Raw genomic sequence first — 24,742 nt, forward strand, 5'->3', positions numbered from 1 at the left:
AAGAGGGGTCAAGCATGCCTGATTACAGGATTAAATCCGTAAAGGGTTTGGAAATGATCGATTCACGCGGCAACCCGACTGTCGAAGCGGCGGTGGAACTGGCGAGCGGAGCGGTTGGGCGCGGCGCGGTGCCAAGCGGCGCCTCCACCGGCACATATGAGGCGCTGGAACTTCGCGACGGGGATCCGTCCCGCTTCGGCGGAAAGGGCGTTCTGAAAGCTGTGGCAAACATTGACGGGCCCCTCTGCAACGCAGTCTGCGGGCTTGACGCAACCGACACGTCGGCGGTCGACAGCGCGCTGCTGAGCGCCGACGGTTCTCCGGACAAATCCCGCCTGGGGGCCAACGCCATTCTGGCCGTTTCCCTTGCGGCAGCCAGAGCGGGAGCAAACGGCCTGGGACTTTCGCTTTACCGTTTTCTGGGCGGTATCGGCGCGGACACTTTGCCCGTGCCGATGATGAATATTCTGAACGGGGGCGCGCACGCGGCGAACAACGTCGATATTCAGGAATTCCTGATTATGCCGGCCGGGGCGCCTTCCTTCAGGGAAGGCCTTCGCTGGTGCGCGGAAGTGTTCCATACGCTGGCGGGCATTCTGAAGTCCAAGGGCCTTTCCACCTCCGTCGGCGATGAGGGCGGATATGCGCCGAACCTGAAAACCGACGAGGAAGCAATTGAACTGATCCTGCAGGCGGTTGAGAAGGCCGGCTACCAGCCCGGCAGGGACTTTGTCCTGGCCGTTGATGCCGCCGCCAGCGAGTGGGCATCCCCCGAGGGGTACCGGCTGCCAAAGAAGGGAACGCGGTATACGACGGACCAGCTGATCGCTTATTGGAAGCAGCTTGCGGGCAAATACCCGATCCGTTCCATTGAGGATCCTCTGGGTGAAGAGGATTGGCAGGGCTGGGCCAAGATCACGGAGGCGCTGGGCTCCAAAATCCAGCTGATCGGCGACGATCTCTTTGTGACCAATACAAAGCGGCTGGAAAAGGGCATCACCATGAACTGCGCGAACTCGATCCTGATCAAGCTCAATCAGATCGGTTCCCTGACCGAAACGATCCGGGCCATCAAAATGGCGCACGGAACCGGTTACACGGCGGTCATTTCCCACCGCTCCGGCGAAACGGAAGATACCACGATCGCCGATCTTGCTGTCGCCATGAACGCCGGGCAGATCAAAACAGGCGCTCCGAGCCGCAGTGAGCGCGTTTCAAAGTACAACCAGCTTCTGCGAATCGAGGCACAGCTGGGGACCGCGGCGGTCTACCCGGGAGCGGACTGTTTCCATCAAAAATAGGGATACAAAACCAAATCACCGCACCCCCGGCAATGCCGGGGGTGTTTCGTGTCAGTAAGGCCCTGACCGGTCAACTGTAAAAAGCAGCGGCAGCCCTCCGGGAGGGCCGCCGCTGTTCCAATCTCAAATCAGGAAACTGCAGTCTTCGTTTTTAAGTGGAATCGATTCAGTTCCTTTTGGAGCAGATCCGCCTGCCCGGACAGTTCTTCACTCGCCGCGGCGCTTTCTTCCGCGGATGCGGAATTGGTCTGGATCACGCTTGAAATCTGCTCAATGCCCTGCGAAATCTGTTCGGCGGCCCCGGATTGTGTTGACGCCGCGCCGTCGATTTTCGCAACCGCCTCGTTGACTTTGACAATTCGGGTGGAAATCTCCTCCAGAGCTTTCGCGGTTTTTTCCGCGATTCCGGTGCCGTCCTTCACCTTCGCAATCGTGCCTTCAATCAGCGCCGTCGTCTGGCTGGCGGCATTGGCGGATTTGCCGGCCAGGGCCCGCACCTCGTCGGCGACGACGGCAAACCCTTTTCCGGCCTCTCCGGCGCGCGCCGCCTCAACTGCGGCGTTCAGGGCAAGAATATTGGTCTGAAAGGCGATTTCGTCGATCGCCTTGATAATCTTCCGGATTTCATCGGAGGACGCATCAATCTCTTCCATCGCGACAAGCATCTGTTTCATCTGGCGATTGCTCATCTGAATATCTTCCGTTGTTTCCGCCATGTAAGAATTAACTTTGCTGATATGTTCCGACGTTTCCTGAATGCTTGCCGAGATTTCCTGCGTGGAAGAGGACAGCTCCTCCACGGACGCAGCCTGTTCGGTCGCCCCCTGGGCCAGCTGCTGGGCCGCGGCCGAGACCTGCCTGGCGCCGCTGTCTACCTGACTGGAAGTCGACTGAATGATTTCAAACGTATGATTCAGCTTCCGAAGAATCTCACGGTAGGAATCCGTGATTGGGGCAAAGTCTCCCGCGTAGTTCTGGGTGATCTCCATGGTAAGGTCACCGTCTGCAATCCGGTTCAGAGTTTCCGAGATTTCACATACATCTTTTTTTAGAAGAGAAAACGCGGCGTTAAGGGACGACGAAATGGTGCCGATTTCATTCTGTGAGCGGCAATCGATCCGAAGCCCCAGATTTCCTTTGGAAAACTCCCGCGCCACGTCCGCGATCGTTTGGATCGGCTGCGAAACCTCTCTGGAGAGCCAAAGATGAGAGAAGGCAGCGGTAAGAATAAAAACAACGCAGAATACGGCCATCACCGCAATCATCCACACCGCGGACTGTTTCAGCCGGGTAAGATCCTGCCCGTTCAGGACCTGAAGCAATGCATAAATCCCCATTGCGGCGGACAGAATACCACCTGCCGAAATCACATATTGTATTCCTGTAAGCAGTTTTGAAATTTTAACATTCCGAATGCCTTTTTTCATTTTCATCAGCCGTAAAACCCTTCTCTTTCCAGCAAAATACGACATCGCTTATTTTCGATGAAAGTCATAGAATCCGCAAATCAGTCAGATTGTCCCACAATTCTACATATTTCAAACTGGTTCTACCTTAATGAATTATATATTCATAAAATTGATATGTCAATATATATATCATGAATTTAGTTGATATTGTATTTACTTTTTGAATACAGACTTTGTAGAATGGAATCGAAAGGGCTGATATGAATGAACAGAATCCGTTTTTTGCGTACGCAGAAAGCGATGAAGCAGGAGGAGCTCGCAAGGGTAATCCATGTCAGTCAGTCCTCTTTGTCGGGATACGAAAACGAAAAATATGAGCCGGATAAAAAGACCCTTCTGCGGCTCGCATCCTTTTTCGGGGTCTCGATTGATTACCTGCTGGGAATAGACGACACCTGTTCCCACGGTACGGGTGTCTCGGTGAAAATCCCCGTTTATTCCATCCTGCGGTCGGAGCAGCCAACAGGTCCCTGCGGCTCGGTCCTCTATTTTCTGGACTTTGAACCGTATTGGAAAGAGAACGGCGAGTATTTCGGCATCCAAGTGAGCGGCAATCTGATGGAACCGCGTATTTTTGACGGCGATATCGCCATCGCCCGGCGGCAGAATACCGTCATGGACGGCGATATCGCGGTTGTACAGATAGCGCATAAAAACGCGGAGATCATTCGCGTGGTTCATCACGGAAGCGGAATCATTCTGCTCCCCTATAACCCTAAATGCAAAGTTCTTTCCTACACGGAGAAAGAAATTGCGGAGCTGCCCGTAAAAGTTCTCGGAAAAGTGGTCGAATTTCACGGAAAGTGCTGAAAAAAGCCGGAACCGCCTCGTCCGGTTCCGGCTTTCATTCCGCTGATTTTCGATTTTACTCAAAAGATCGGGTAGTCCTGCCCGCCGTCGTGAAAATACTTTGCCCCGATTCCGGACTGCGCAACGTATTCCTGGAGATTCTTTTTCATCTGCGTGAGAAACGGGTCGTTTTTTCCATAATCAGAGAGCATCTTTTTCGCGGTGCCGCTGTGCGGGGCGCAAAAATCGCGGATGGAATCCGCAAAATAGGAGCCGTCCTTCGCATAGGTATGGCCGTCCGGCTTCCAGGACGTCCCGCCTTTTAAAAAACGGAGCTCCATTGGCATCTTGCTGCCGCTGACCGGATTCAGGGCGTCCCCGTCCAGCTCATATTCCTCAGAGAGGACGGTGGCAAAAACCCGCAGCCCGCCGTTTTCTTCAAAGCTGCCGTAGATCACCGGAGCGCTGACGACCACATTCCCGGAAGCGTAGGGTTCCGAATAAAATGTTCCGAGCGCCTGATAAACGGCGCTTTCCACCGCGTCGTCCGTATGATGCGTGTAGGCCGGCAGCATCGTTTGCCGGTCGTTGAACTCCTCTTGTGCCTTTTTCAGGGCTTCTTCGGCCTCACTGACTTTTTTCCGCTGTTCGGACAAATCCGCAGCTCCGCTTTTTGTCCGGTCTTCCAGCTCCGCCTGTGCCTGCTTTAAAGTCTCCTGCGCCCGTGCGATTTGCTCCCGAAGCTCCGACAAACCCGATTTCGAGCCGCTGCTTCCCGAGGCTGCTCCCGCAGATTCCAGGTTCTGCATCAGCGGGTAGGAATTTTCAATCGTAATCAGCGCGCTCCCGTCTTTGGAGAGCGCATATCGCTTGTTTTCCCGGGGGCTCTGATTGGATTCGGCCTGGTTGAAAAGATAGCAGTCCGCACCGCCGAATTTCTGCTCCCTGAGGATCATCAGCTGCACGGAAGCGCCCAATCGTTTCCCCAGTGCGGTCCAGGCTTCGTCGGCGGTAAGAAGGCCGCTGATCTCACGTCCGTTGATTTTTGTAAAATCTTCCGCGCCGCGGCCGTTGAGCTCCAGTAAGAATTTTTCCATTTCGCTCTCGCCCTGTGAAAGCATTCTCACATCCGTCTGCTCAAGCTTCATTGCCTGCTCCTGCGTATAGGTGAAAGTCATCTCATAATCGGGCCCGGTAACCTGAAAGGTGACCCGGCCGACATTCTGGATCAGGCTGAGCAGGAGCATCGCGTTGCGGTATGCCCAGGCCAGATCCGCCTGAGAGAGGGTCTGGTCGCTCCGCGCCGTATAGCTGACTGTCAGCCCATACGGTTCGGCGCTTGTCTGAAGAAACATCTCCTTCTGCGACAACCCGTCGGGCAGAGGCGGCAGCGCGCCGAGCACTCTTCCGACCGCGCTGGCATCGCCGATATACTCCGTGCGGGTCTGAAGCAGCTTCCGGGCAAGAGGCTCCTGCTGAGCCAGGTTTCCTTTCCAGCCGGACGACGGCGTCCCATAGGCGATAAACGCGCCGCAGGCGGCCGTCAGGGCAAGGACGATGCACAGTGCCGCCGCTCCGCGGCGCTTCTTCTTTGTATCCAGAATCATTTCAAGACGGCGTTTCAGTTCTTTTTTTCCGCTGCCGAAGCAGGTGGAGAGTACCGACCGGCGCAGGATACCCTTCTGTGCAACGGAAAGGACGGCGCGGCCGTATTCCGCCCGAAACGCGGGCTTTGCCCCCCGGAGCGCAACCTCATCGCAGGAGAGCTCCAGATCCCGATTTACTTCCCGCGCCATCAGCCAGACGAGCGGGTTGAACCAATGGACAGCGCAGACGACGGCCAAAAGCAGTTTGTACCACAGATCCCGCCGATGAAAGTGCGTCAGTTCGTGCCGGAAAACCGCGCGGAGCTCTCCGACGGAGAACGAATCGTGCGGAAGAAGCAGGGCCGGATGGAACAGCCCGATCATCATTGGGCTGTTCTCTTTTTTGCATCGCATCAGGCGGGGGCCCTTTTCGATCCCGGCCGCGGCACATTCCTCCCGGAACAGACGCAAAACTTCACCGTCGGGCTCCGCTTTGCTCCAGCGCAAGAGCCTTCTTCGGAGGAATACGCTGGAGCTCACCGTCCATAACAGGCAGCCGGCAGCGCCCGCCGCCCATGTCATGGCAAGCAAAGTCCCAAGCGGAACCTCGCCTGCTCCCTCCTGCTGCGGGACGGATTCGGCCTTCTCCCTGTACGCTCCCCTGTCCTTTTCAGAAACCGTGTCCGGCACGGAAACGGCACTTTGCGGCGCGGGGGCCGCAAGCGTGAAAGTTTGTTGCGGCGCGGGGATCGCGATGACCGGCGACGGCGCTTCGAAATGGACCGGGACCAGCAGCCGCACAGCGAGCGCCAGCCAGACCCAGTACTTCCACTGGGCGGCGTAGGTTTTCCGGACTGCCCTGCCCGCGAGAAGCAGGGCCAGAATCAAGGCGGAAGCCCCTATTGAAATTTCCGCGAAGTTTCCCGCAAGGCGGATCAGCAGGTTCATGGCTCCGCCGTCCTTTCTTCCAGAAAAGCCCGCAGGTCCTCCAGATCCTCTTCCGTAATCGAATGGCTGTCGTACAGTGACGCGACCAGCCTCGTCACGGAATTGCCGTTCAGCTTTTCCAGAACGCTCCGGTTTTCGTCCGCCAGATATTCCTCTTCCCCGACCAGCGGCGTATAACAGCGGTTCTTCCCCCGCTTCTCGCTGGTCAGAAAGCCGCGCGCAATCAGCCGGTTCAAAAGGGTTTGAAGCGCGGAAACATTCCACGGTTTTTCACGCTCCAGCATTTCGCGGACGCGGGCGGTAGCGACCGGATACCCGCCGCAGTTCCAGACGGCCTGCATTACTTTGAGTTCGGTTCCGGGCAGCCGGGTAAATCGACGCATGGCGTAAGCAACTCCTACAACTGTAATATATTATATATCTTACAATTGTAGGAGTCGTTTGTCAAGTTTTTTCAAATCGCCCGCCGCCCCGCCATCCGAAAGCACCGGGGCCTTTCCTGCTCCCGCAAGGAAATCGCGGAGCTGCCCATAAATATTCTCGGCAACGGTATCAGATTTTCCACTCTAGGACGCCGCGGTTGAGAACAGCCTTGCCGGTGTTTTTGTCCACAAAGCGGAAATAAAGCTGGCCGTCCTTCATCTTCCAGCCCTGCAGCCGGACCGGAGTGCCGGGCAACAGCGGGCTGCTCATCTGCGCGGCCATGTGGGTGAGGCGCTCCGGCTCGCCGGGGACCAGCTCGCCAATGGCCATCCGGCAGGCAAAGCCGAAGGAGCACAGGCCCTGCATGATAGGCTGGTCGAACTTCATGTTCCTGGCATACTCGGGATCCACATGGATCAGGTTGGTGTCGCCGGTCAGGCGATAGAGCAGGTTCTGCACGGGGCTCACATAGTCGTCCACAGTAAAGTCGGGATCCCTCTCGGGGATGACGACGCTGCTTTTGGGCATGGGGTTGCCGCCGAAGCCGCCGGCCTCATGGAAGAAGGTGGAGGAATAGTTGGTGCATACCAGATTGCCGGCCTCGTCGCGGACGTCGATCCTGGTCTTTACCACAGCGCCGCGGCCCTCGCCGCGGTCATACACGTCCACGATCTCATCCTGCCACTGGAAGGTGCCCTTGATGGGGTCGATGGGACGATACCAGAAGATCTCGTGGTCCATGTTCAGGAATGCGATGGTGGGCTTGATGATCTCATCCGCCAGCATGGAAGCGGGCAGAGGCATCCACTGGCGGGGGCGGACATTGACGGTGCCCCAATAGGGGACGGCGCCGTAGGTGGGAATCGCCTTTATGTATTTCTCATAGGTGTACGTCAGGTCCTCCCTGTGGGCCCCGACGGCCAAGGCATAGAGCGCGATATCGCGCCAGTTGTACTCCATGTAGCGGGGCTCCATCTTTTTGCCGACCAGGACCTCCGCAAGATTGATGGAATGGTCCATAACGATTCATCCTCTCAAATAAAATGTTTTTGGTAAGAACCATAACGCACAGCGGGATAGCCGCTGTGGTTCCCTGGCAAACGCTTATTTGCCGGCGAGGACAGCGCGGGAGATGACGACCTTGTGGATCTCGGAAGTGCCCTCGTAGATCTCGGTGATCTTGGCGTCGCGGTACATTCTCTCCAGAGGATAGTCCTGCATATAGCCGTAGCCGCCGTGGATCTGCAGGGCCAGGTTGGTGACATAGCGCGCATTCTCGGAGGCGTTGTACTTGGCCATGGCCGCCTCCTTGGTGTGAGGCAGACCGTTTGCATCCAGATATGCCGCATAATAGGTCAGCCATCTGGCGGCCTCGGTCTTGGTGGCCATATCGGCCAGATACCACTGGATGCCCTGCAGGCTGGCGATGGGGCCGCCGAACTGCTGGCGTTCGCGGGCGTACTTGACCGCCAGATCAAGGGCGCCTTCGGCAATGCCCACCGCCTGGGCCGCCACGCCGATGCGGGCGCCGTCCAGCGCCATCATCGCATAGCTGAAGCCCTTGCCCTCCACGCCGATGAGGTTCTCCTTGGGAACACGGCAGTCCTGAAGCACCAGCTCCGTCGTCTCGGACCCGCGCAGGCCCATCTTGTTCTCAATTCTGCCGATGCTGAAGCCGGGAGTGCCCTTCTCCAGAATGATGCAGGACAGGCCCTTCAGCTTCTTTTCGGGCTGGGTCAGTGCAATGAGGGCAATGTACTTGGCACGGGCGCCGCCAGTGATGAAGCACTTGGTGCCGTTGATGACAAACTCGCCGGCCTTTTCGTCCAGAATGGCGGTGGTCCGGGCGGCGCCGGCATCGGAACCCGCACCCGGCTCGGTCAGGGCGAAAGCGCCCAGCGCGCCGTTGGCCAGCTCCGGCAGATATTTCTTTTTTTGTTCCTCTGTGCCGTGTGCCAGAATAATGGAAGGGCAGACCATATGGACGGACAGAGTGGCTGCGGTGGAGGCGCACTTCTTGGCGATCTCCTCAACCACAAGCGCTTTTTCAAGGGCACCGCCGCCGGAGCCGCCGTACCCTTCGGGAGTACACAGGCCGGTAAAGCCCTGCTCCGCCATCATGGCAAACAGCTCTTCGGGGAAGCGGTGGTCTTCGTCGATGTCCGCCGCGCGGGGAGCCACTTCCTTCTCAGCGAAATTGCGTGCCATCTGCTGTACCGCCAACTGGTCTTCCGTCAAACTGAAATCCATAAACAATTCCTCCCAAATCAGTTTTTCGCATATAAGGTTAAAGTTGAGGATCCCTCCAGCCAGGTAAAACAGCGCGTGATGCGAGAAGCCCCTATAATTGTAAAATATAAACATATTTTACAATTATAGGGGCTTCTCGTCAAGCTTTTTTTTAAATTCCGCTCCTTACAGTTTTGGACCCGTTTTCCGTCTCTGCATGTGATAGGCGATTCGCGCAACCGCCGCCTGCGGAAGAAACCGTTCCCCAAACAAAGCGGCCTTCATCTGAAATCCGGGCACGATCACGGTTTTGCGCGCGAACATTTTGTCAAGCGCGTAACGCGCGACATACTCGCTTGAACGCCCTTTTACGCTGAAACGCACGTCGGCGACGGAGTCGAATTCCGTCCGTACCGGTCCCGGACAAAGCGCTCCGATGTAAACATGGCCGCCGTCGCGGCGCAGCTCCTCCGCGAGCGCCTGCGTCAGTCGCAGGACATAGGCTTTGGAGGCATAGTAGCTGGAGAGCAGCGGCCCCGGCTGAAACGCGGCCAAGGAAGCCACGTTCAGAATATATCCTGAACCGCGCTTCTTGAAATCCCTGTAAAACAGCTTCGTCAGGATATGGACGGCCCGGATATTGACATTGATCAGATTCAACTCCCTCTCCAGGTCCGTCTCGTCAAACGGCCCGAACACGCCGAATCCGGCACAGTTGATCAGAATGTCGATGCGGTCGCCGCAAACCTGCCGGTACAGGTCATAGCACTGGTCTTTGCGGGACAGGTCCACCCCAACGACGCTCACATGCGTATTCAGTTTCCGCGCGAGTTCTTCCATCCGGGGAACGCGCCGGGCGGCAAGGACCAGATCGAACCCCCGGCGGCTGAGTTCGCGCGCAAAGTCCCTGCCGATGCCGGAGCTTGCGCCCGTGACCAATGCCTTCATTTTGTCCCCTCCCCCTGGATCGCTTTTTCATAGACAGGCGTATAACGCAGCTTCCCGCCGGGACGCTCCGACTGATACAGGGTGAATTTTTCCACCGGCATTTTCATGGCGGGCACGACAAAAGCTCCATGATCGTATTCCCGTTTTAAGACCGCCTGCCGCGCCAACGTCAGATGAGGGCGGAATCCGCGTCTCTCCAGAGTGAGCCCGCGGTTTCGCAATTGAGCACTCAACTGGCGATGAAGGGAAACCAAAGGCTCTGAACGTTCCACGCCGGCCCAGAAGATATCTCCGCCTTCCCTGCGGAAATAGCCAAATCCGCCGACGTGCAGAGGGAACGGCAAAACGCTGACGGCATCCATTGACTCCCGCACCAGCCCCGCTTTTTCCGCAGGGATTTCGCCCAGAAAGACAAGGGTCAGGTGCAGATTCTCGATTTGCGTGAATCTTCCGCTTTCACAGCAGGGCCGCAGCCTTTGAATCACTTCTTCCAGGGTTCCCCTGATTTCCGGGCTCAGCGCAACGGCAATGAACAGACGCGTAAAACCACCTCCACTTACAGCACGTCTTTTTTTTATTATATCACAATCCTGCATCAATTTTAATCACGAAGTCACGCAATTTTTTATGAACAGAAGCGGCGCGGGAATCCCGCGCCGCTTCTGTCAGATATGATTCCGCCAATTGCAGCCTTTGCCGCACCCGGGAACAAAGCGGTCCGGCCGGCAAACCTTTTCATCCGGAGCCCTCGGGCGCCTTACCGCCCGGTCCCGGCGGTCCGGCCAGCGGTTGACGCGGCCTTCCTCCAGATAAACAAGCTCGTTTCCAAGATAGTTCATAGCCGCCTCCTCAGACGGAAATCCTTCCTACATTCAGAATCTGGGCGGAACCCGTCATTGCGGCGGGGTCGAGAATCGCTTTCAGCTTCTCTCCGCTCAGGACCTTCCTGCTTTCCACCAGTTTCAGCACCGGCACGCCAGTTCTCAGCGATTCTTTCGCAAGCTCCGCCGACTTGGCGTACCCGATATAGGGGCAGAGTGCGGTGATGACCCCAACGCTTTCCTCCAGGTGCCTGCGGCAGATATCGCGGTTTGCCGTGATTCCGGCCACACAGTTGTCCACCAGGGTTTTTACCGCTCCCGCAAGGCTTCTGGCGGATTCAAACAGACTATAGAACAGCACCGGTTCGAAGGCGTTGAGTTCCAACTGGCCCGCTTCCGCGGCGAGGACCGCCGTACTGTCATTGCCGATAATCCGGAACGCCACCTGGGAAACGACTTCCGGAATCACCGGATTGACTTTCCCCGGCATGATGGAGGAGCCGTTCTGCCGTGCGGGAAGATTGATTTCCATCAGGCCGGTCCTCGGCCCGCTGGAAAGGAGCCTGAAATCATTTGCCATTTTGGACAGATTCACCGCGCAGGTTTTCATTGCGCCGGACACCGCCACAAACCCGTCAAGATTTTGCGTGCCGTCAATCAGGTTTTCCGCCTGCACCAGCTTAAAGCCGCAGATTTTTTGAAGATTCGCCGTAATATTATACAGATAGGCCGGAGCCGCATTGACCGAAGTCCCGATCGCCGTGCCGCCCATGTTGACGCTGCGCAATTCGTCCTGCACCTTCTGCAAACGGGCGATATCCCGCTTGACCGCCGCGGCCCAAGCTCCGAATTCCTGGCCCAGGCGGATCGGGACGGCATCCTGCAGCTGAGTGCGCCCCATTTTCAGCACATCGTCAAATTCCGCTTCCTTCTTCCCGAGCGCCTCCGCCAGGCGTTCCATCTGGCGAAGCGCCTCCGGGATCAGCCTCAGCATTGTCAGCTTTCCCGCCGTCGGAAAAACGTCGTTTGTCGACTGCGACATATTGACGTGGTCGTTTGGGTGGACGATGGAATAATCCCCCCTTTCTCCGCCGAGAAGCTCGATCGCCCGGTTGGCGATCACCTCGTTTGCGTTCATATTGGCGGACGTTCCGGCGCCGCCCTGAATCGGATCTACAATAAACTGACTGTGCAGACGCCCCGCAATGACCTCATCGCACGCCGCAATAACCGCGTTCGCAACAGAGGCCTTCAGATCCCCCGCGTTCCGGTTCGTCACCGCGGCGGCTTTTTTAATCTGCGCCAGCGAAACAATAAAATACGGATCCATGTGCCTGCCGGTAATCTTGAAATTGTTTCTGGCCCGCAGCGCCTGGATCCCGTAATAGGCTCCCGCGGGAACTTTCAGACTTCCTACGGAATCCGTCTCTGTTCTCGTTTTCATGTTTTTCGTGCCGCCTCATTTCGGACTTGACCTCATATCCCGATTTGTTTTGACGGAAGTACTTTAACATGTTCCGGAGGTTCCGTAAATAGCTTTCGCTCCTTTTCGTGATATTTTTATTTTTATGCGCGTTCTCTTTATGTAAGTAAGTTCGCCGTTCCGATACTTAATTTTGTTAAGTGCCCGGATCTTTCTTATTTTCACGCCTGCATCACCCGCTCCTGGAAAAGTATCCGGGCGCCGGACAACCTGAAAATAAATAATTTTGCGTTTTTTCCTTTTCGGCATTGAAAAAGGACTCACACTGTTTATAATAAAATAAAGTGCAAAGGGGCAAACCGTTGGTCTTTACGGTTTTTTCCTTTGCATTTTTTATTTTCTTCCACTGTCACTGTGGCAAAAGAAGAATTGTAATTGGCGCGACAGAAAATAGGAAAAATATTTATTTTGCGCACTTGAAAATATTTTAAAATGATTTATAATTAAATAAATTGCGAAGGGGCATGTCAGTTTAATTTTCTGGCTTGTTCCTTTTTTATTTTAATATCCCGCCTGTAAATAATAAATAATGTTAATCTTTTATGAGGTGATGAATCATGGACAAAATCGACGCCACATTGATTTCCGCCCTACAGGAAAACGCGCGGATTCCAATCAAAACGCTGACGAAAAAAGTCTTTCTGTCATCCCCCGCAATTTCCGCCAGAATCGAAAAACTGGAAAAGCAGGGACTGATCAGCGGCTATCACGCGTCGGTGAACCAGTATAAACTCGGGTATCATATCAAGGCGTTTATCAACCTGCAGATGTCCCCGAATCAAAAGCCGGAATTCTACCCTTTTATCCGCTCCTGCCCCAACGTGGTGGAATGCAACTGTGTCACCGGAAACTACTCCATGCTCATCAAGGTCATTTATCACAGCACCATGGAACTGGATGAATTTATCGGCCAACTGCAGAAATTCGGACCGACGGAAACACAGATCGTGTTTTCAACCCCAGTGGAGCCACGTGGCATCACGGTTCTGGAAAGCGACTCATGTGAAAATTGAAAAAGGGCTGAACGCGGCCCTGAAAAAATCGAACCAGCGGGATACGCTTTGATTTGGCAAAACCATTCAAAGCGTATCCCGCTTATTTTTATAGAAAAAGGCTCCTCCCGCTTTCATCCGCCACACGAAGGAAAAGCTTGTGGTCAGCAAAAGCGGAAAGGAACCATCAAATCCGGCCGGGCTGTCAATTGGCGGCGTTTTTTTTATATTTCAGCCGCGTGGCGATTCCGCCGCGGATATGGCGCTGAGATTTGTTGAACTCCAAAATGATCTTGACCTTTTTATAGAGCTGCGGATCAATGGCTTTCAAGCGCTGCGCAACGTCTTTATGTACCGTGCTCTTGCTCACGCCAAATTTTTTTGCCGTGCTGCGCACAGTCGCTTTGTTCTGTACAATATATTCGCCAAGCTCCACGGCGCGTTCTTCCACAATACCTTTCACTGCTCCACCCTCCAAACGAATCCGATTGCTAATAGGTATGCAGGAGGATGGTATTTTAGTACAAGGAGAAAACTCGCAAAAGGGCAGTAAGCCGCTTCTTCATGTCTTCCTCTCATACCTCGAACGCTTTATCCGCGAAGAAACGGACAGTTTATTATCATGTTTTTTAATAGACGACGGCCGATCCTAATGCGCATGTTTATACTCAACGCCAAAGTAAACACTTGACATCGCCACGGATTTTCATATTAGATCGGGGAGTCGCTACTCATCCGACACGAGATAAAACGGCGATTCCCCTCAAAAAATTATGGAACCTAAGGATTGGTTTCGAATCTCTACATCTGATTTATATATTGCCGCATACCCTCGATCATATAATATCCAGCCATAGCCCCCTGGTCTGGAGTTCCAACTGCTCTCGCTGCAAAAACCGCAGCTTTTCCATACTTCGGTTTCATCTCTTTTGTGGTCTCCATTCCAACCGCCGCACCCTCTGCCGCCGCGTCAATTACGGTTTTCAGGGTAGCACCTGCCATAGAGGCGGCGATAGCCGCTCTCTTCGCTCCGGCATCGAGAGCGTCTAATACTGTTCGATCCCCAAGCTGACATTTCCCACGCTTTTGAATTCCCGCGGCAAACGCGGCTAAATAGTCGGAGAGTTCGGCAGGGCCGATTCTGCTCTTACCCCTCAGTGCCTTCCCGCCTTCCATAACGCCGCTGGCCATCAGCGTCCCCATTGTGGAGGGCACAACAGAAGCCATCTTCACGCCCGCTTTCATCAGAACCTTTCCAATATCACCCGGCTCCGCATACTGACGAATAAGATCCGGCAACGAACCATAACCCTTGCACATGGTCAGACCCAAATCGCCGTCGCCCATTTTTGCATCCATTTGGCAGAGTTCTTCTTTTTTTTCTGAAAAAGTCTCCGCAATACAGATGAACAGTTCCGGCAACTCCTGTAAAGTAATTATATCCATAGCCTTTCGCTCTCCTTATGTCTGGGTATAAAACGGGGTTTTTACCGGCAAATCAATCTGGTCCTTCATTTCCTGATCGACCATTCTGCAAATGGAAACGGATGCGCCCGCCATCTCCATGGAAGTGGCATACTCTCCCACAAAGCTGCGGTATATACGGATTCCCCTCTGAACCAGAAGTTTCCGAATGGAGTCGTATAAAATATAAAGTTCTTCCGCTGAGGTCGCCCCAAGCCCATTGACCAGAACGCAGGCTTCTTCACCGGAATTGACGGGCATATCGTTCAGCAGAGTTTCAAGCGATTCTTTTGCCAGCTCATCGGCGGTTTTCAAAGGACCGTTCCATACACCCGGTTCTCCGTGGATTCCCATACCCATGGCCATCTCATTCTCGGCCAAGGTAAAATTCGGATGACCGACTTCTGGGATAATGCAGGGAGTCAAAGCAAACCCCACCGTGCGAGTATTGTCCTTTGCCTTCCGGGCCGCCTCAAGGACCTCATCTAGCGTACCGCCTCCGGCCGCCTTTGCGCCGGCACATTTGTACATAAAGAAGATCCCCGCCACGCCGCGCCGCGCACGCGAATCCGCGTTGGAGTTAACATCGTCCGCACCGACAATGGAGCGAGTCTGAATGTCATCCATTTCACACATTTCTGCGGCCATGTCGAAATTCATGATATCCCCGGTATAGTTCCCATAAAGATAAAGAATTCCTCCGCCCGATTCCACCTCTTTGGAAATGCTGTAGATCTGGTCAGCCGACGGAGATTGAAACACGCCCCCCACGCCGCAGCCATCCAGCAAATTCTCTCCTACATAACCAAGGAACAAAGGCAGATGTCCCGTGCCGCCGCCCGTAACAATGGCAACTTTTCCGGGCCTTTTTTCTGCCGTGCAGTAACAGCGGAGATCGTCCGCCGCGTATTTGACCTGATCCCCGTGAGCGGCATAGATTCCCCTGAGCATGTCCTCAACATATGTTTCGGGTTTGTTTATGATTTTTTTCATTTAAAATTCCTCCAGCAATTTTCCCATCCAAGTTACTGCCGGATGTTACGGGATCAGACGATCACCTTACGGTAATCCAGGCGCTTCATCGCCGCCAGGAGATCCGCTTCCTGCTCCGGTGTCAGATTCTCCATCGGGCGGCGCATCTTTGTGGTGGCAATCACGCCTTCGCTCTTTAAGATCACTTTATATGCCGCGATATTGTTGATCGAGCACATTACAGCATTCAGCACATTGGTCCGGCGCTGATATTTGGTTGCCAGCTCATAGTCCTTCGCCTCAACGGCTTCCCATATTTTGGCATAGTGCTCCGGAATGCACATCGCGTTGCCGGAAACGGTACCGTCGCCGCCCACGGCGCACAGCGCTTCAAATAGATGATCCGGTCCGACAAGAACGCTGAACGTCTGGTTTCGGATCAGCATGAGCTGCTGCAGTCTGGTAAAATCGGGATAGCTGTATTTGATACCGACCACATTCGGACATTTCTTTGCAATCGCCTCCGCCGTCGCCGGATTGATGTCGTTCACGGCATTCTGCGGAATGCTGTACAAATAGACCGGGAAATCCACCGGTACGCTCTTTGCCACAGCTTCATAAAAATTCACCAGTCCCTGGTCGCTCAGTTTATAGAAAACAGGAGTGACAACGCCGATCCCATCCGCGCCTACCGCTACCGCATGCTTTGCAAGTTCAATTGTATCGGCCAGATTCCATGCGCCGACCTGCGCAAAAACGGGAACACGTCTGTTGGCATATTTGACAACCGTCTCCGTGACCAGCTTGCGCTCTTCGACGGTCAGATACATCATCTCACCGGTTGTGCCGCAGGGATACAGGCACTGCAGCCCATTGTCGATGCAATGATCCACCAGATGTTTCAAACTTTCGACATCAATTTTGTCTTCTTCCGTAAGCGGGGTCACAATAGGGACAACCGTGCCAAATAATTTCTGCATACTCTTTTGCATGTTGAAGACTCCTTTTGTTTTATTTCATCCTCTCAAACTGAACTGAGAGGATTCATGCTAATTCCCGTAAAATATCCAAAACGTCTCACCTAACGCGTCGTGTTCCCTTCCGGAACCGGTCCCCGCGAAAAGCGTAGTTGGGGAGTTATCATAAAAAAAGAAATGCAAAGCGATTCTTTCTGTTAAACATAATGTTAGCATCGGAGCCGTAGAAAGTCAAGCATATTTTTCATATCTGAAACTATATTTTCATTCCTAAAAACAGTTGTTCAATATTTTCAGGAATTGATTTTTATTGCTTTTCGTGTTATTGTTTGGGTTAATAAAATTCCTTTTGGTGTTGAAACGAGTGGAGGAGGACAGAATATGGGAAAGCAGTTCAGAAGTCAAAAGATTTTATCCCGGCCCGTCTGGTCCAGCATCCGGGCTTTGTACAAAGGAATGGGTTACAGCGACTACGACCTTTCCAGGCCTTTGATCGGCATCGCCAATTCCTGGAGCAGGGCGAATCCGGGGCACGACAATCTGCGGCAGGTGGCGGACTGCGTCAAGGACGGAATTCTGCAGGCCGGCGGCACCCCTGTGGAGTTTGGAATCATCGGCCCGTGCGACGGGATGGCATGCGGAAATGACGGTATGCATTATATCCTGCCGGCCCGGGATCTCATTGCAAACGAAGTGGAGATCATGGCCCAGGTCAATCATCTGGACGGTCTGGTTTTGTTGGGCAGCTGCGACAAGGTGGTTCCGGGCCTCTTGATGGCCGCCGCCCGCCTGGACATTCCCGCCCTCCTCGTCAACGGCGGTCCCGCTCTGGGCGGATGTCTGTTTGACGGGCGCGAGTCGGACAACTCCAGCATGGTTGAAGCATTGGGAATGCTGAGCAAAGGCCTCATCACCGAGCAGGAGTACATTCGTTTGGAAGCGGAGTCCAATCCCTCCTGCGGTTCCTGCTCCTTTCTGGGCACAGCCAACACCATGTGCGCCATTACGGAAGCCCTTGGTATGTGTCTGCCCGGCAGCAGCATGATTCCGGCAGTTCTGGCGGAACGCCGGCGCGCCGCCCAGGAATCCGGGCGACGTATCGTAAAGATGGCGGAGGACGGTTTGACTTCCCGAAAACTGATCAATAAGAAGGGACTGCGCAACGCCCTGCGGCTCGGCATGGCGATCGGCGGTTCCACAAACATGGCGCTGCACTTTCCAGCCATCGCTTATGAAGCCGAATGCGAATTTACAATGAATGAAATCGACGAAATCGCCCGCCGCACACCCCATTTGGCCATGATCTATCCGAACGGTTCCGAAAACGTGCCGGCTTTTTATAGAGCGGGCGGCGTGCCGGCTGTTATGAAGCAGCTGGAAACGCTCTTAGAAACGGACGCCATGACCTGTACCGGAAAAAGTTGGGCTCAGGTCCTTGCGGATCTTCCCCCAGTGGAAAACAATATCATTCATTCCATTCCTCACGCCTGGCATCAGTGGGGAAGCCTCGCAGTGCTGCGCGGGAATCTGGCCCCGCATACGGCCGTCACAAAGCCCACCGCCATCGACCCTTCCATGCTGCGCTTTGAAGGAGTCGCGGCCTGTTTCGACTCAGAAGATGCAGCCGGTGAGGCGGTGATGGCTGGCCGCATCCGTTCCGGGACAGTTCTGGTGGTCCGCTACGAAGGGCCCAAAGGGGGACCGGGCATGCGGGAAATGGTCCGATTAATGAAGCTGCTTTACGGTCAGAATCTGGCGCTCTCCACCGCCGTCATCACGGACGGAAGATTTTCCGGCACAAACAACGGCTGTTTTGTAGGGCATATCTCTCCCGAGGCCAGCGAGGGCGGTCCCATCGCGGTAGTCCGCGACGGGGACAGAATCCGAATCGACGTGGAAAAGGGCACACTGGACCTGCTGATTCCTGATACGGAGCTTAAATCCCGTCTCGCGCAGTTTACACCGCGGCCTCCTAAAAAGCTGAAGGGGTATTTGAATTTGTACGCCCGTTTAGCTGAATCCGCCGATAAAGGTGCCATTCTCCGCAACCGGTAAATCATCCCCATAGTGAATATTCCAGCAGAGAAGCCAGGGCGGCAGCCGATTTTGCCGTCCCGGCGTTTTCATGTTTTTCAAAGCATTTCTTCCGAAAGCAATTTCATTTTCACTCGGAAAAGCCTAAACGTTTTTCTTTAGGCGCTGCTTAATCATAAAAAGCTTTCGATCACGAGCGTACAGTCTTCTCTAATCCGTTATTCAGCATATAAATATTCGCAGATAATGTGCATTATAACAATTGACGAAACCTTTTTGATGTGGTATATATAGAATATGTAAAACGTTTGGCATATAATTTAGGCGAAAAATTTGGCTGATTATTCGTATTTTAAGTCTATTACTTCTAATATCTTTTGATATTTTCGTATTGATCGGGAAAATTTATGTCTCGTCTGATCTTCATATATACAATCGTTTTACATTTAACATGTTTTCTTATCTAACAGCAAATACACTTTCATTCATTCAACCTGCCAAACCTAAAATATCGCAATCATCTAAACGAATCCATTGGAGGAGATTCTTTTGAATGTATCTTTAAAAACAATTGCTCAGATGACCGGCCTTTCGGTAACGACGGTGTCCCACGCAATCAACGGGACCCGGGCGGTTTCAAAACGAAGCAAGCGGCTGGTAGAGGAAGCCATCCGGCAAACTGGGTATACCCCCAATCTCGCGGCCCAGATGCTGAAGACTAACCGTTCGAAAATCGTAGCCCTTTTGATCCCGGCGACAGAGCCAAACAACTCCACTAACAGTTTCTTCTTTGACGTTCTGAACGGAGCCAGGGAACATCTAGCCGCAAATGATTATGACCTGATGATTGCTACTTTCCCCGAGCTGGAATTGGAAAAGCAGCTGGACAATTTCCAATTGTTAAAAAAGCGCCTGGTGGACGGAATCCTTTTGGTTCCGCCAACAAGGCACTTAAAAGTTCTGGAAAAGATCTGCGCGTTTAACCTGCCGCTGGTCCTCCTTGACCGCCGTGTCGAAGGAAGCAGGCTGCCGATGGTCTATTCCGATAATGTGGAAGGGGCCTGCCGGGCCGTTCATACTCTGGCGGAGGGGGGGCGTGAACGCATCGCATTTTTGGGTGGAAATATGGAATTTTCCACAACTTACGACCGTTATCTGGGATATTGCCGCGGGATGCAGGAGCTTTCTCTTCCCACCCAAGAAGAGCTGATTTTCAAAAATTTGAAATACAGCGTTAAGGATGGAGAAAAAGCCACGGAGCTTTTGATGCGGGAAAAAGCGGACGCCATTTTTGTGGCGAACAATGTCCTTCTCCTCGGGGTACTCAGCTATTTCAACGCCCATGGGATTCAATCACCAGAAGACGTATCCGTCGTGAGCTACGATGACAGCGACTGGATGCAGGTTACCAACCCGACCATTACAGCAACCTTTCAAAATCCTTACCGTATTGGTGAAGAAGGTGCAGAGCTGCTGATGCGCACTTTGAACGGAGAAGACACTACCGGAATCAAAATTGTTCTTCCCTGTGAAATAATCCTGCGCCGATCGCATTTGGGGAATCCGGATCGCGCCGGGGAAGCCCCGGTGTAAGATATGACTGCCTTTAAGCATAGAAAAGCAAAGTCTGAGAGAGCTCTTCGGCACTTTTTTGCAGTTGCTGCAGCAAAAAAGAGAAGTGTTCCGTATTCTTGTAGTTTGAGATACTGCCCGTGATTCCCAGTGCCGCGACGCATGTGTCTCTGCTGAAAACCGGAATCGCAAGACAGCCGATTCCTTTCGCATATTCCTCCATATCCACCGCATAGCCGTGCTGACGGCTCATAATCGTTTCCGTAACAAATGCTTCCGCATCGGTAATCGTCTTTTCTGTGGCGCGGGTAAACTGCATCTTATGAAGACATTCGGTTTGCTGTTCCCCGGAAAGATAACTGAACAGGATCTTTCCGGCGGCGCTGGTGTGTATATTCAAAGGAGTGTACAAGGGTGCCACCACGTTGACATTTGTAGTCGAAGCCGACAATGTCTGACTGATATACTGCAAAGTTCCATTTTTCATCACAGCCAACTGTACTGTCTGTTTCAGCTTCTCCGCCAAGTCGCGCATAAATGGCTCAGCCTTTGCCTGAAGAGAAATCCCCTGTTCATAAGAGACAGCCAAAAACGAGATCTGCCCTCCCAGCACATATGTGGTCTGCCCGCCGGCATGCTCCTTCACATAACCGCGGCTGACCAAGTTCTTCACCAAGCGGAACGCCGACGCGATGGGAATGTCCAAATCGCCCGCCAATGTTTTTAAGGTAACCGGACGGTTGGCCTTTGCCAAATACTCCAGAATATTCAACGCCCGCTCCAAGGCGGGAACAGTTATGTTTTGTGGCTTCATATTTCTTCTACATCCTTCTTTTGCAGCCGCTTTGGCTTTCCAAGGGGTTGGAACCTTGGATTCATTTTTTTCGCATTTGTTCTAATATTATATTACTTCAACACCCATATTATTTCCAGACAGAAAATTGCGAATTCTTTCACAAGAGATTCTAAAATCTTGCACAAAACAGAAATTGTATATTTTGACGTTCTATATTGTAATATAAGCAGAATGATACAGCGGTAAACAATACCGTCAGTAGATATTCGATATTTTTTAACTTTTCACCTGTCAAGTTAGATTCGTTTGCTTTTTATTATTAAAAAATGTCTTATATTGTGAGTTATTATAAAATTTTTATGGCTATTTTGTTGAATAAGCCAAATTGTGGAAATTAACTACTTTCTTCCTTGACTTTTAAATTGCATGGACATAAAATGAAATTGTAATTTCATATGTTGTCTTTCTATTTCATATGTAAAAATTATAATTGCATTTGTTAAGATGCGTAAACGCACTTAAAGGAGGCACTTATGTCAAGGAAGCCGGTTTTAGGAGTTTTAGGTTTTTCCGATGGTGATCCTGAGGTACATCTTCAACTGAAGGGAATCGTGCAAGCTCAGGTGGACGCCATCGTGGACGCTCTGAGAGCGGACGGAAGGATAGACGTACTCGTCACTGATACGCAGGTAAACAGTGTACAAAGTGCAAAACATCTCGCGGAAGAAATGAAGAAAAAGAACGTGGACGCCACTTTGTTTTCTTATGGTGTGTTCGCATTCCCCAATTTCAGCGCGATTGCCGCCCAAAACGGAAAGGGACCTTTCCTGTTAGCGGCAAATCTCAATCCGGACTGGCCGGGCATGGTGGCCATGCTGGCTGCCGGAGGAGCTCTTCACCATCTTGGCATCGATCATTTCCGAGTTGCAGGCGATGTTCAGCAACCTGATGTTCTGGAGCAAATCGTCACTTTTGCCCGTTGTGCCATGGTTGTTAATTCGTTGAACGGTATGAAATACGGTTTGTTCGGTGGCCGCAGCCTGGGAATGTACAGTTCCACGGTTTCCATGCAGGACTGGCAAAAACTTTTCGGAATCGATGTGGAGCATATCGACCAGTCCGAAATCGTCAGGGAAGCGGAGAACATCCCTGAGGAAGAAGTGGAGAAAGCGTTCCGCTGGCTGACCCAGAACGTGGGAAAAATCGCCTATAACGGCACAACCTTCACGCCGGAAAAGCTGAAGACCCAGATCCGTCATTACCAGGCCACTAAAAAATTGATTGATGAAAATCAGCTCGATTTTATAGGGGTTAAATGTCACTATGAAATGAGCCGCCATTACTGCACCGAATGTCTTTCCGCGGCATTTCTGAATGATCCCTATGACTGGGACGGCCCGAAACCTCCCTGTGTCTGCGCCTGCGAAGCGGACAGCGACGCGGCTCTGACCATGGAGATTCTGAAGCTTCTCACCGACGACCCGGTCATCTTTATGGATGTGCGGCATTACGACGCGGAAAACGATGTGATGGTATTCTGCAACTGCGGTTCCCAGTCCACATACTACGCGGCGGCCAGTGACGACTATAAGGAAAATCTGGCCAAAGTTACGCTCTATCCCGCGCTGGACATCTATGCGGGCGGCGGCTGCCATGTAAATATGCAGACAAAACCCGGCAAGGCGACGATCGCGCGCCTCTGCCGCAGCGAGGGAAAATACCGCATGGTGATCATTCCGTGCGAATTTGTCTCAATGCCGGTGGAAAAGGAAGCGGAGACAACAAAAGAATGGCCCCATGTTTTTGCCAAGCTGCCTTTTGATCATCAGATTTTTCTGAACAACTTTGACGCCAACCACTGCCATGCGGTATACGGCAATCACGTGGATGAACTCAAAATGATCTGCAAAATGCTGCACATTGAGATTGACATGTTAGAAGCATAAACGAGGGAGTTGTCTGAAATGAAAGTGCTGTCAGCTCTGCCGAACTATCGGAATCTGTGCCCGGATGGCATCAGGCTGCTGAAAGAAAACGGCTGCGAACTTGTCATAAACGAACTCGGCCGGCCCATGGGCTTTGGCGACCTCAAAGATATTGTCGCCGATGTTGACGGCGTGGTGGCCGGCGTCGACGTCTGGGACGAAAAGCTGCTGTCTTTAGCCCCAAAGCTGAAAGCGATTGCCCGCTTTGGCGTAGGGGTGGACAATTTGGACTTAAAGGCCTGTGAGCGGCGCGGGATTACAGTAACAAATTGCCCCGGAGTCAATACAAACTCCGTCGCGGAACATGCTTTGATGCTGATTTTGGGCCTGCTGCGCCATCTGGGAGAATGCGACCGGTCCATCCGGGAGGGCCGCTGGTCCCGGGTTATGCACCATGAACTGCGCGGACAAACCGTCGGCCTTCTGGGATTCGGTTCGGTCGGGCGCAGCCTCTGCGAAAAATTGGAGCCTTTTCACGTGCGGGTTCTCGCTTACGATAAATACCCGGATGAAAAAGCCGCCGCTCAGCTCGGCGTGAAGCTGACAAGCCAAAACGAGGTCTTGGCCCAGGCCGATATTTTAAGCCTGCACACACCGGCCACACCCGAGACCGCTCACATGATCAACCGGGACACAATCGGCCTGATGAAAAGCGGCGTGATGCTTATCAACACCGCGCGCGGTTCCGTGGTAGACGAAGCCGCGGTTTATGCCGCCATGAAGGAAGGAAAAGTAGCCGGTTACGGCACCGATGTATTCGACGGCGAACCGCCCGCCGTGGATAATCCGCTTTTCAGCATGCAGCAATACCTGTGTACGCCGCACGTTGCCGCAGAATCCTATGAGAACTGGACGCAGACGGGCGTCATCACCGCGCAGGCCTTGCTGGACGTCTTCTCCGGCAGGGTTCCGCAGCACAAACTGGTATAAAGGCAGGGGTGAAAAATCATGCAGAGAATTCTGAATCATCCGGATAACATCGTGGATGAAATGCTGAAAGGCTTTCTGAAAGCGCATTCCGATCTGGTGGAAAGCCCCGGACATTCCCGTGTGGTAAAAGCGAAAAACATTCCATCGGAAAAAGTAGCCGTTGTGACCGGCGGGGGAAGCGGCCACAAGCCGGCATTTATCGGCTATGTCGGCAGGGGAATGTGCGATGCGGCCGCCGTCGGCGAAATTTTCTCCTCCCCTACCGCGGCCGCGTTTCTGGAAGCTTTCAGGGCCACTGATACCGGAAAGGGCGTGGCCTGCCTGTACGGCAATTACTCCGGGGACAACATGAATGTAAAAATGGCCGTGAAGATGGCCGGGAAACAGGGAATTACCGTAAAAACCGTAGTGGCAAACGACGACGTGGCCAGCGCCCCGAAGGACCAGAGGGAAAAGCGCAGAGGCGTGGCGGGTGAAATCCTGATGTGGAAAGCCGCCGGCGCGAAGGCGGCTCAGGGCGCCGGTCTTGACGAAGTGATCGCCGTTGCGCAAAAGGCGATCGACAACTGCCGCAGCGTGGGCATCGGGCTGCAGCCATGCACGCTTCCCTCGGTGGGGCATCCTAATTTTGAGATCAAGCCAGGCACCATGGAAGTCGGCATCGGCCATCACGGGGAACCCGGCGTCGAGGTTTGTCCACTGGAATCCGCTTCGCAGATCGCCCGCCGCATGACGGACATCGTCCTCCCGGATTATCCGTTCTTGGCCGGCGATGAAGTTGTGGTGCTGGTGTCCGGCCTGGGCGCAACTCCGCTGATGGAGCAGTACGTTCTTTATAACGAGATTGAAACCATTCTGACAAAAAAGGGAATCCGGATTCACCGCTCCTACGTGGGCAACTATTTTACTTCTCTTGATATGATGGGGGCGACCCTGACCGTCATGAAAGTGGACAGCGAACTGAAAGAATTAGTGGACGCATCGGCCTGCACAGTGGGCCTGAAGCAGTTCTGAATCGGGAAG

General features: G+C 53.3%; 22 protein-coding genes. 8 read left to right on the forward strand and 14 right to left on the reverse strand.

From position 1 onward, the window contains the following. Nucleotides 1-14 precede the first annotated feature (14 nt). Nucleotides 15-1,301: a phosphopyruvate hydratase gene (gene eno, locus VA597_RS14915; RefSeq protein ID WP_128743716.1), complete on the forward strand. Its 1,287-nt coding sequence runs from the start codon at nucleotides 15-17 to the stop codon at nucleotides 1,299-1,301. A gap of 128 nt (nucleotides 1,302-1,429) precedes the next feature. Here eno and VA597_RS14920 read toward each other — a convergent pair whose 3' ends face one another. Further along, nucleotides 1,430-2,734 carry a methyl-accepting chemotaxis protein gene (locus VA597_RS14920; protein ID WP_164919087.1) on the reverse strand — a complete coding sequence of 435 codons (1,305 nt, stop codon included), beginning with the start codon at nucleotides 2,732-2,734 and terminating at the stop codon, nucleotides 1,430-1,432. Nucleotides 2,735-2,974: 240 nt separating this feature from the next. Here VA597_RS14920 and VA597_RS14925 point away from each other — a divergent pair, with 240 nt between their 5' ends. Beyond that, entirely contained in the window at nucleotides 2,975-3,580 is a 606-nt protein-coding gene (locus VA597_RS14925; protein WP_128743718.1) for a LexA family protein, read from the forward strand. A 59-nt stretch (nucleotides 3,581-3,639) separates the two neighbouring features. On the opposite strand, the gene VA597_RS14930 is transcribed toward VA597_RS14925, so the two are convergent. The 8 genes from VA597_RS14930 to VA597_RS14965 all read right to left on the reverse strand — a co-directional run bounded on the left by VA597_RS14930 (nucleotide 3,640) and on the right by VA597_RS14965 (nucleotide 11,958). After that, nucleotides 3,640-6,093 (reverse strand): M56 family metallopeptidase, encoded by a 2,454-nt coding sequence (locus VA597_RS14930; RefSeq protein WP_326974813.1) that lies wholly within the window; start codon nucleotides 6,091-6,093, stop codon nucleotides 3,640-3,642. Then, nucleotides 6,090-6,476 (reverse strand): BlaI/MecI/CopY family transcriptional regulator, encoded by a 387-nt coding sequence (locus VA597_RS14935; RefSeq protein ID WP_128743720.1) that lies wholly within the window; start codon nucleotides 6,474-6,476, stop codon nucleotides 6,090-6,092. The genes VA597_RS14930 and VA597_RS14935 overlap by 4 nt, the downstream gene beginning before the upstream one ends. A gap of 169 nt (nucleotides 6,477-6,645) precedes the next feature. Then, the gene (locus VA597_RS14940) at nucleotides 6,646-7,536 is read right to left on the reverse strand and encodes a MaoC/PaaZ C-terminal domain-containing protein (RefSeq protein WP_128743721.1); all 891 of its coding nucleotides are present in this window, start codon (nucleotides 7,534-7,536) and stop codon (nucleotides 6,646-6,648) included. A gap of 84 nt (nucleotides 7,537-7,620) precedes the next feature. Next, nucleotides 7,621-8,766 carry an acryloyl-CoA reductase gene (gene acrC / locus VA597_RS14945; RefSeq protein WP_128743722.1) on the reverse strand — a complete coding sequence of 382 codons (1,146 nt, stop codon included), beginning with the start codon at nucleotides 8,764-8,766 and terminating at the stop codon, nucleotides 7,621-7,623. A gap of 165 nt (nucleotides 8,767-8,931) precedes the next feature. Beyond that, nucleotides 8,932-9,693 (reverse strand): SDR family NAD(P)-dependent oxidoreductase, encoded by a 762-nt coding sequence (locus VA597_RS14950; RefSeq protein ID WP_128743723.1) that lies wholly within the window; start codon nucleotides 9,691-9,693, stop codon nucleotides 8,932-8,934. Beyond that, nucleotides 9,690-10,289 carry an RNA 2',3'-cyclic phosphodiesterase gene (gene thpR, locus VA597_RS14955; RefSeq protein WP_128743724.1) on the reverse strand — a complete coding sequence of 200 codons (600 nt, stop codon included), beginning with the start codon at nucleotides 10,287-10,289 and terminating at the stop codon, nucleotides 9,690-9,692. The genes VA597_RS14950 and thpR overlap by 4 nt, the downstream gene beginning before the upstream one ends. Nucleotides 10,290-10,358: 69 nt before the next feature. After that, on the reverse strand, nucleotides 10,359-10,532 hold the full coding sequence (locus VA597_RS14960) for a hypothetical protein (protein ID WP_164919088.1): 174 nt from the start codon (nucleotides 10,530-10,532) through the stop codon (nucleotides 10,359-10,361). Between the two features lie 10 nt (nucleotides 10,533-10,542). Further along, a complete protein-coding gene (locus VA597_RS14965) occupies nucleotides 10,543-11,958 on the reverse strand; it encodes an aspartate ammonia-lyase (protein ID WP_128743725.1) in 1,416 nt (471 codons plus the stop codon). A gap of 596 nt (nucleotides 11,959-12,554) precedes the next feature. Between VA597_RS14965 and VA597_RS14970 the strand changes: the two genes are divergently transcribed. Further along, a complete protein-coding gene (locus VA597_RS14970; protein ID WP_128743726.1) occupies nucleotides 12,555-13,010 on the forward strand; it encodes an Lrp/AsnC family transcriptional regulator in 456 nt (151 codons plus the stop codon). Nucleotides 13,011-13,194: 184 nt separating this feature from the next. Here the strand turns inward: VA597_RS14970 and spoIIID are convergent, their stop codons facing one another. The 4 genes from spoIIID to VA597_RS14990 form a co-directional block, all read right to left on the reverse strand. Further along, nucleotides 13,195-13,452: a sporulation transcriptional regulator SpoIIID gene (gene spoIIID / locus VA597_RS14975; RefSeq protein WP_128743727.1), complete on the reverse strand. Its 258-nt coding sequence runs from the start codon at nucleotides 13,450-13,452 to the stop codon at nucleotides 13,195-13,197. Nucleotides 13,453-13,790: 338 nt separating this feature from the next. Next, nucleotides 13,791-14,348 carry a dihydroxyacetone kinase subunit L gene (locus VA597_RS14980; protein WP_442872780.1) on the reverse strand — a complete coding sequence of 186 codons (558 nt, stop codon included), beginning with the start codon at nucleotides 14,346-14,348 and terminating at the stop codon, nucleotides 13,791-13,793. Nucleotides 14,349-14,450: 102 nt separating this feature from the next. Continuing rightward, complete coding sequence (locus VA597_RS14985; protein WP_128743729.1) at nucleotides 14,451-15,446, reverse strand: dihydroxyacetone kinase subunit DhaK; 996 nt, start codon at nucleotides 15,444-15,446, stop codon at nucleotides 14,451-14,453. Between the two features lie 53 nt (nucleotides 15,447-15,499). Further along, nucleotides 15,500-16,405: a dihydrodipicolinate synthase family protein gene (locus tag VA597_RS14990; RefSeq protein WP_128744350.1), complete on the reverse strand. Its 906-nt coding sequence runs from the start codon at nucleotides 16,403-16,405 to the stop codon at nucleotides 15,500-15,502. A gap of 378 nt (nucleotides 16,406-16,783) precedes the next feature. Here VA597_RS14990 and ilvD point away from each other — a divergent pair, with 378 nt between their 5' ends. Further along, the gene (gene ilvD, locus VA597_RS14995) at nucleotides 16,784-18,457 is read left to right on the forward strand and encodes a dihydroxy-acid dehydratase (RefSeq protein ID WP_128743730.1); all 1,674 of its coding nucleotides are present in this window, start codon (nucleotides 16,784-16,786) and stop codon (nucleotides 18,455-18,457) included. Nucleotides 18,458-18,985: 528 nt separating this feature from the next. After that, a complete protein-coding gene (locus VA597_RS15000; protein ID WP_128743731.1) occupies nucleotides 18,986-20,029 on the forward strand; it encodes a LacI family DNA-binding transcriptional regulator in 1,044 nt (347 codons plus the stop codon). 13 nt (nucleotides 20,030-20,042) lie between these two features. Here VA597_RS15000 and VA597_RS15005 read toward each other — a convergent pair whose 3' ends face one another. After that, nucleotides 20,043-20,822, reverse strand: coding sequence for an IclR family transcriptional regulator (locus VA597_RS15005; protein WP_128743732.1), 780 nt, complete (start codon nucleotides 20,820-20,822; stop codon nucleotides 20,043-20,045). Between the two features lie 515 nt (nucleotides 20,823-21,337). Here VA597_RS15005 and VA597_RS15010 point away from each other — a divergent pair. From VA597_RS15010 to VA597_RS15020, 3 genes are read left to right on the forward strand one after another with little or no spacing between them, the layout of a single operon-like run. Beyond that, complete coding sequence (locus VA597_RS15010) at nucleotides 21,338-22,750, forward strand: L-fucose/L-arabinose isomerase family protein (protein ID WP_128743733.1); 1,413 nt, start codon at nucleotides 21,338-21,340, stop codon at nucleotides 22,748-22,750. 18 nt (nucleotides 22,751-22,768) lie between these two features. After that, entirely contained in the window at nucleotides 22,769-23,719 is a 951-nt protein-coding gene (locus VA597_RS15015) for a phosphoglycerate dehydrogenase (RefSeq protein WP_128743734.1), read from the forward strand. A gap of 18 nt (nucleotides 23,720-23,737) precedes the next feature. Next, a complete protein-coding gene (locus VA597_RS15020; protein ID WP_128743735.1) occupies nucleotides 23,738-24,733 on the forward strand; it encodes a dihydroxyacetone kinase subunit DhaK in 996 nt (331 codons plus the stop codon). Nucleotides 24,734-24,742: the final 9 nt, after the last annotated feature.

Origin of the sequence: Caproicibacter sp. BJN0012 (assembly GCF_035986805.1) — a bacterium.
Taxonomy (GTDB): Bacteria; Bacillota; Clostridia; order Oscillospirales; family Acutalibacteraceae; genus Caproicibacter.

Excerpts from the sequence above, each read along its gene's own strand:
- eno (WP_128743716.1), top strand. The coding sequence starts at position 15 with ATGCCTGATTACAGGATTAAATCCGTAAAGGGTTTGGAAATGATCGAT.
- VA597_RS14920 (WP_164919087.1), bottom strand. The coding sequence starts at position 2,734 with ATGAAAATGAAAAAAGGCATTCGGAATGTTAAAATTTCAAAACTGCTT.
- VA597_RS14925 (WP_128743718.1), top strand. The coding sequence starts at position 2,975 with ATGAACAGAATCCGTTTTTTGCGTACGCAGAAAGCGATGAAGCAGGAG.
- VA597_RS14930 (WP_326974813.1), bottom strand. The coding sequence starts at position 6,093 with ATGAACCTGCTGATCCGCCTTGCGGGAAACTTCGCGGAAATTTCAATA.
- VA597_RS14935 (WP_128743720.1), bottom strand. The coding sequence starts at position 6,476 with ATGCGTCGATTTACCCGGCTGCCCGGAACCGAACTCAAAGTAATGCAG.
- VA597_RS14940 (WP_128743721.1), bottom strand. The coding sequence starts at position 7,536 with ATGGACCATTCCATCAATCTTGCGGAGGTCCTGGTCGGCAAAAAGATG.
- acrC (WP_128743722.1), bottom strand. The coding sequence starts at position 8,766 with ATGGATTTCAGTTTGACGGAAGACCAGTTGGCGGTACAGCAGATGGCA.
- VA597_RS14950 (WP_128743723.1), bottom strand. The coding sequence starts at position 9,693 with ATGAAGGCATTGGTCACGGGCGCAAGCTCCGGCATCGGCAGGGACTTT.
- thpR (WP_128743724.1), bottom strand. The coding sequence starts at position 10,289 with ATGCAGGATTGTGATATAATAAAAAAAAGACGTGCTGTAAGTGGAGGT.
- VA597_RS14960 (WP_164919088.1), bottom strand. The coding sequence starts at position 10,532 with ATGAACTATCTTGGAAACGAGCTTGTTTATCTGGAGGAAGGCCGCGTC.
- VA597_RS14965 (WP_128743725.1), bottom strand. The coding sequence starts at position 11,958 with ATGAAAACGAGAACAGAGACGGATTCCGTAGGAAGTCTGAAAGTTCCC.
- VA597_RS14970 (WP_128743726.1), top strand. The coding sequence starts at position 12,555 with ATGGACAAAATCGACGCCACATTGATTTCCGCCCTACAGGAAAACGCG.
- VA597_RS14980 (WP_442872780.1), bottom strand. The coding sequence starts at position 14,348 with ATGGATGCAAAAATGGGCGACGGCGATTTGGGTCTGACCATGTGCAAG.
- VA597_RS14985 (WP_128743729.1), bottom strand. The coding sequence starts at position 15,446 with ATGAAAAAAATCATAAACAAACCCGAAACATATGTTGAGGACATGCTC.
- VA597_RS14990 (WP_128744350.1), bottom strand. The coding sequence starts at position 16,405 with ATGCAGAAATTATTTGGCACGGTTGTCCCTATTGTGACCCCGCTTACG.
- ilvD (WP_128743730.1), top strand. The coding sequence starts at position 16,784 with ATGGGAAAGCAGTTCAGAAGTCAAAAGATTTTATCCCGGCCCGTCTGG.
- VA597_RS15005 (WP_128743732.1), bottom strand. The coding sequence starts at position 20,822 with ATGAAGCCACAAAACATAACTGTTCCCGCCTTGGAGCGGGCGTTGAAT.
- VA597_RS15010 (WP_128743733.1), top strand. The coding sequence starts at position 21,338 with ATGTCAAGGAAGCCGGTTTTAGGAGTTTTAGGTTTTTCCGATGGTGAT.
- VA597_RS15015 (WP_128743734.1), top strand. The coding sequence starts at position 22,769 with ATGAAAGTGCTGTCAGCTCTGCCGAACTATCGGAATCTGTGCCCGGAT.
- VA597_RS15020 (WP_128743735.1), top strand. The coding sequence starts at position 23,738 with ATGCAGAGAATTCTGAATCATCCGGATAACATCGTGGATGAAATGCTG.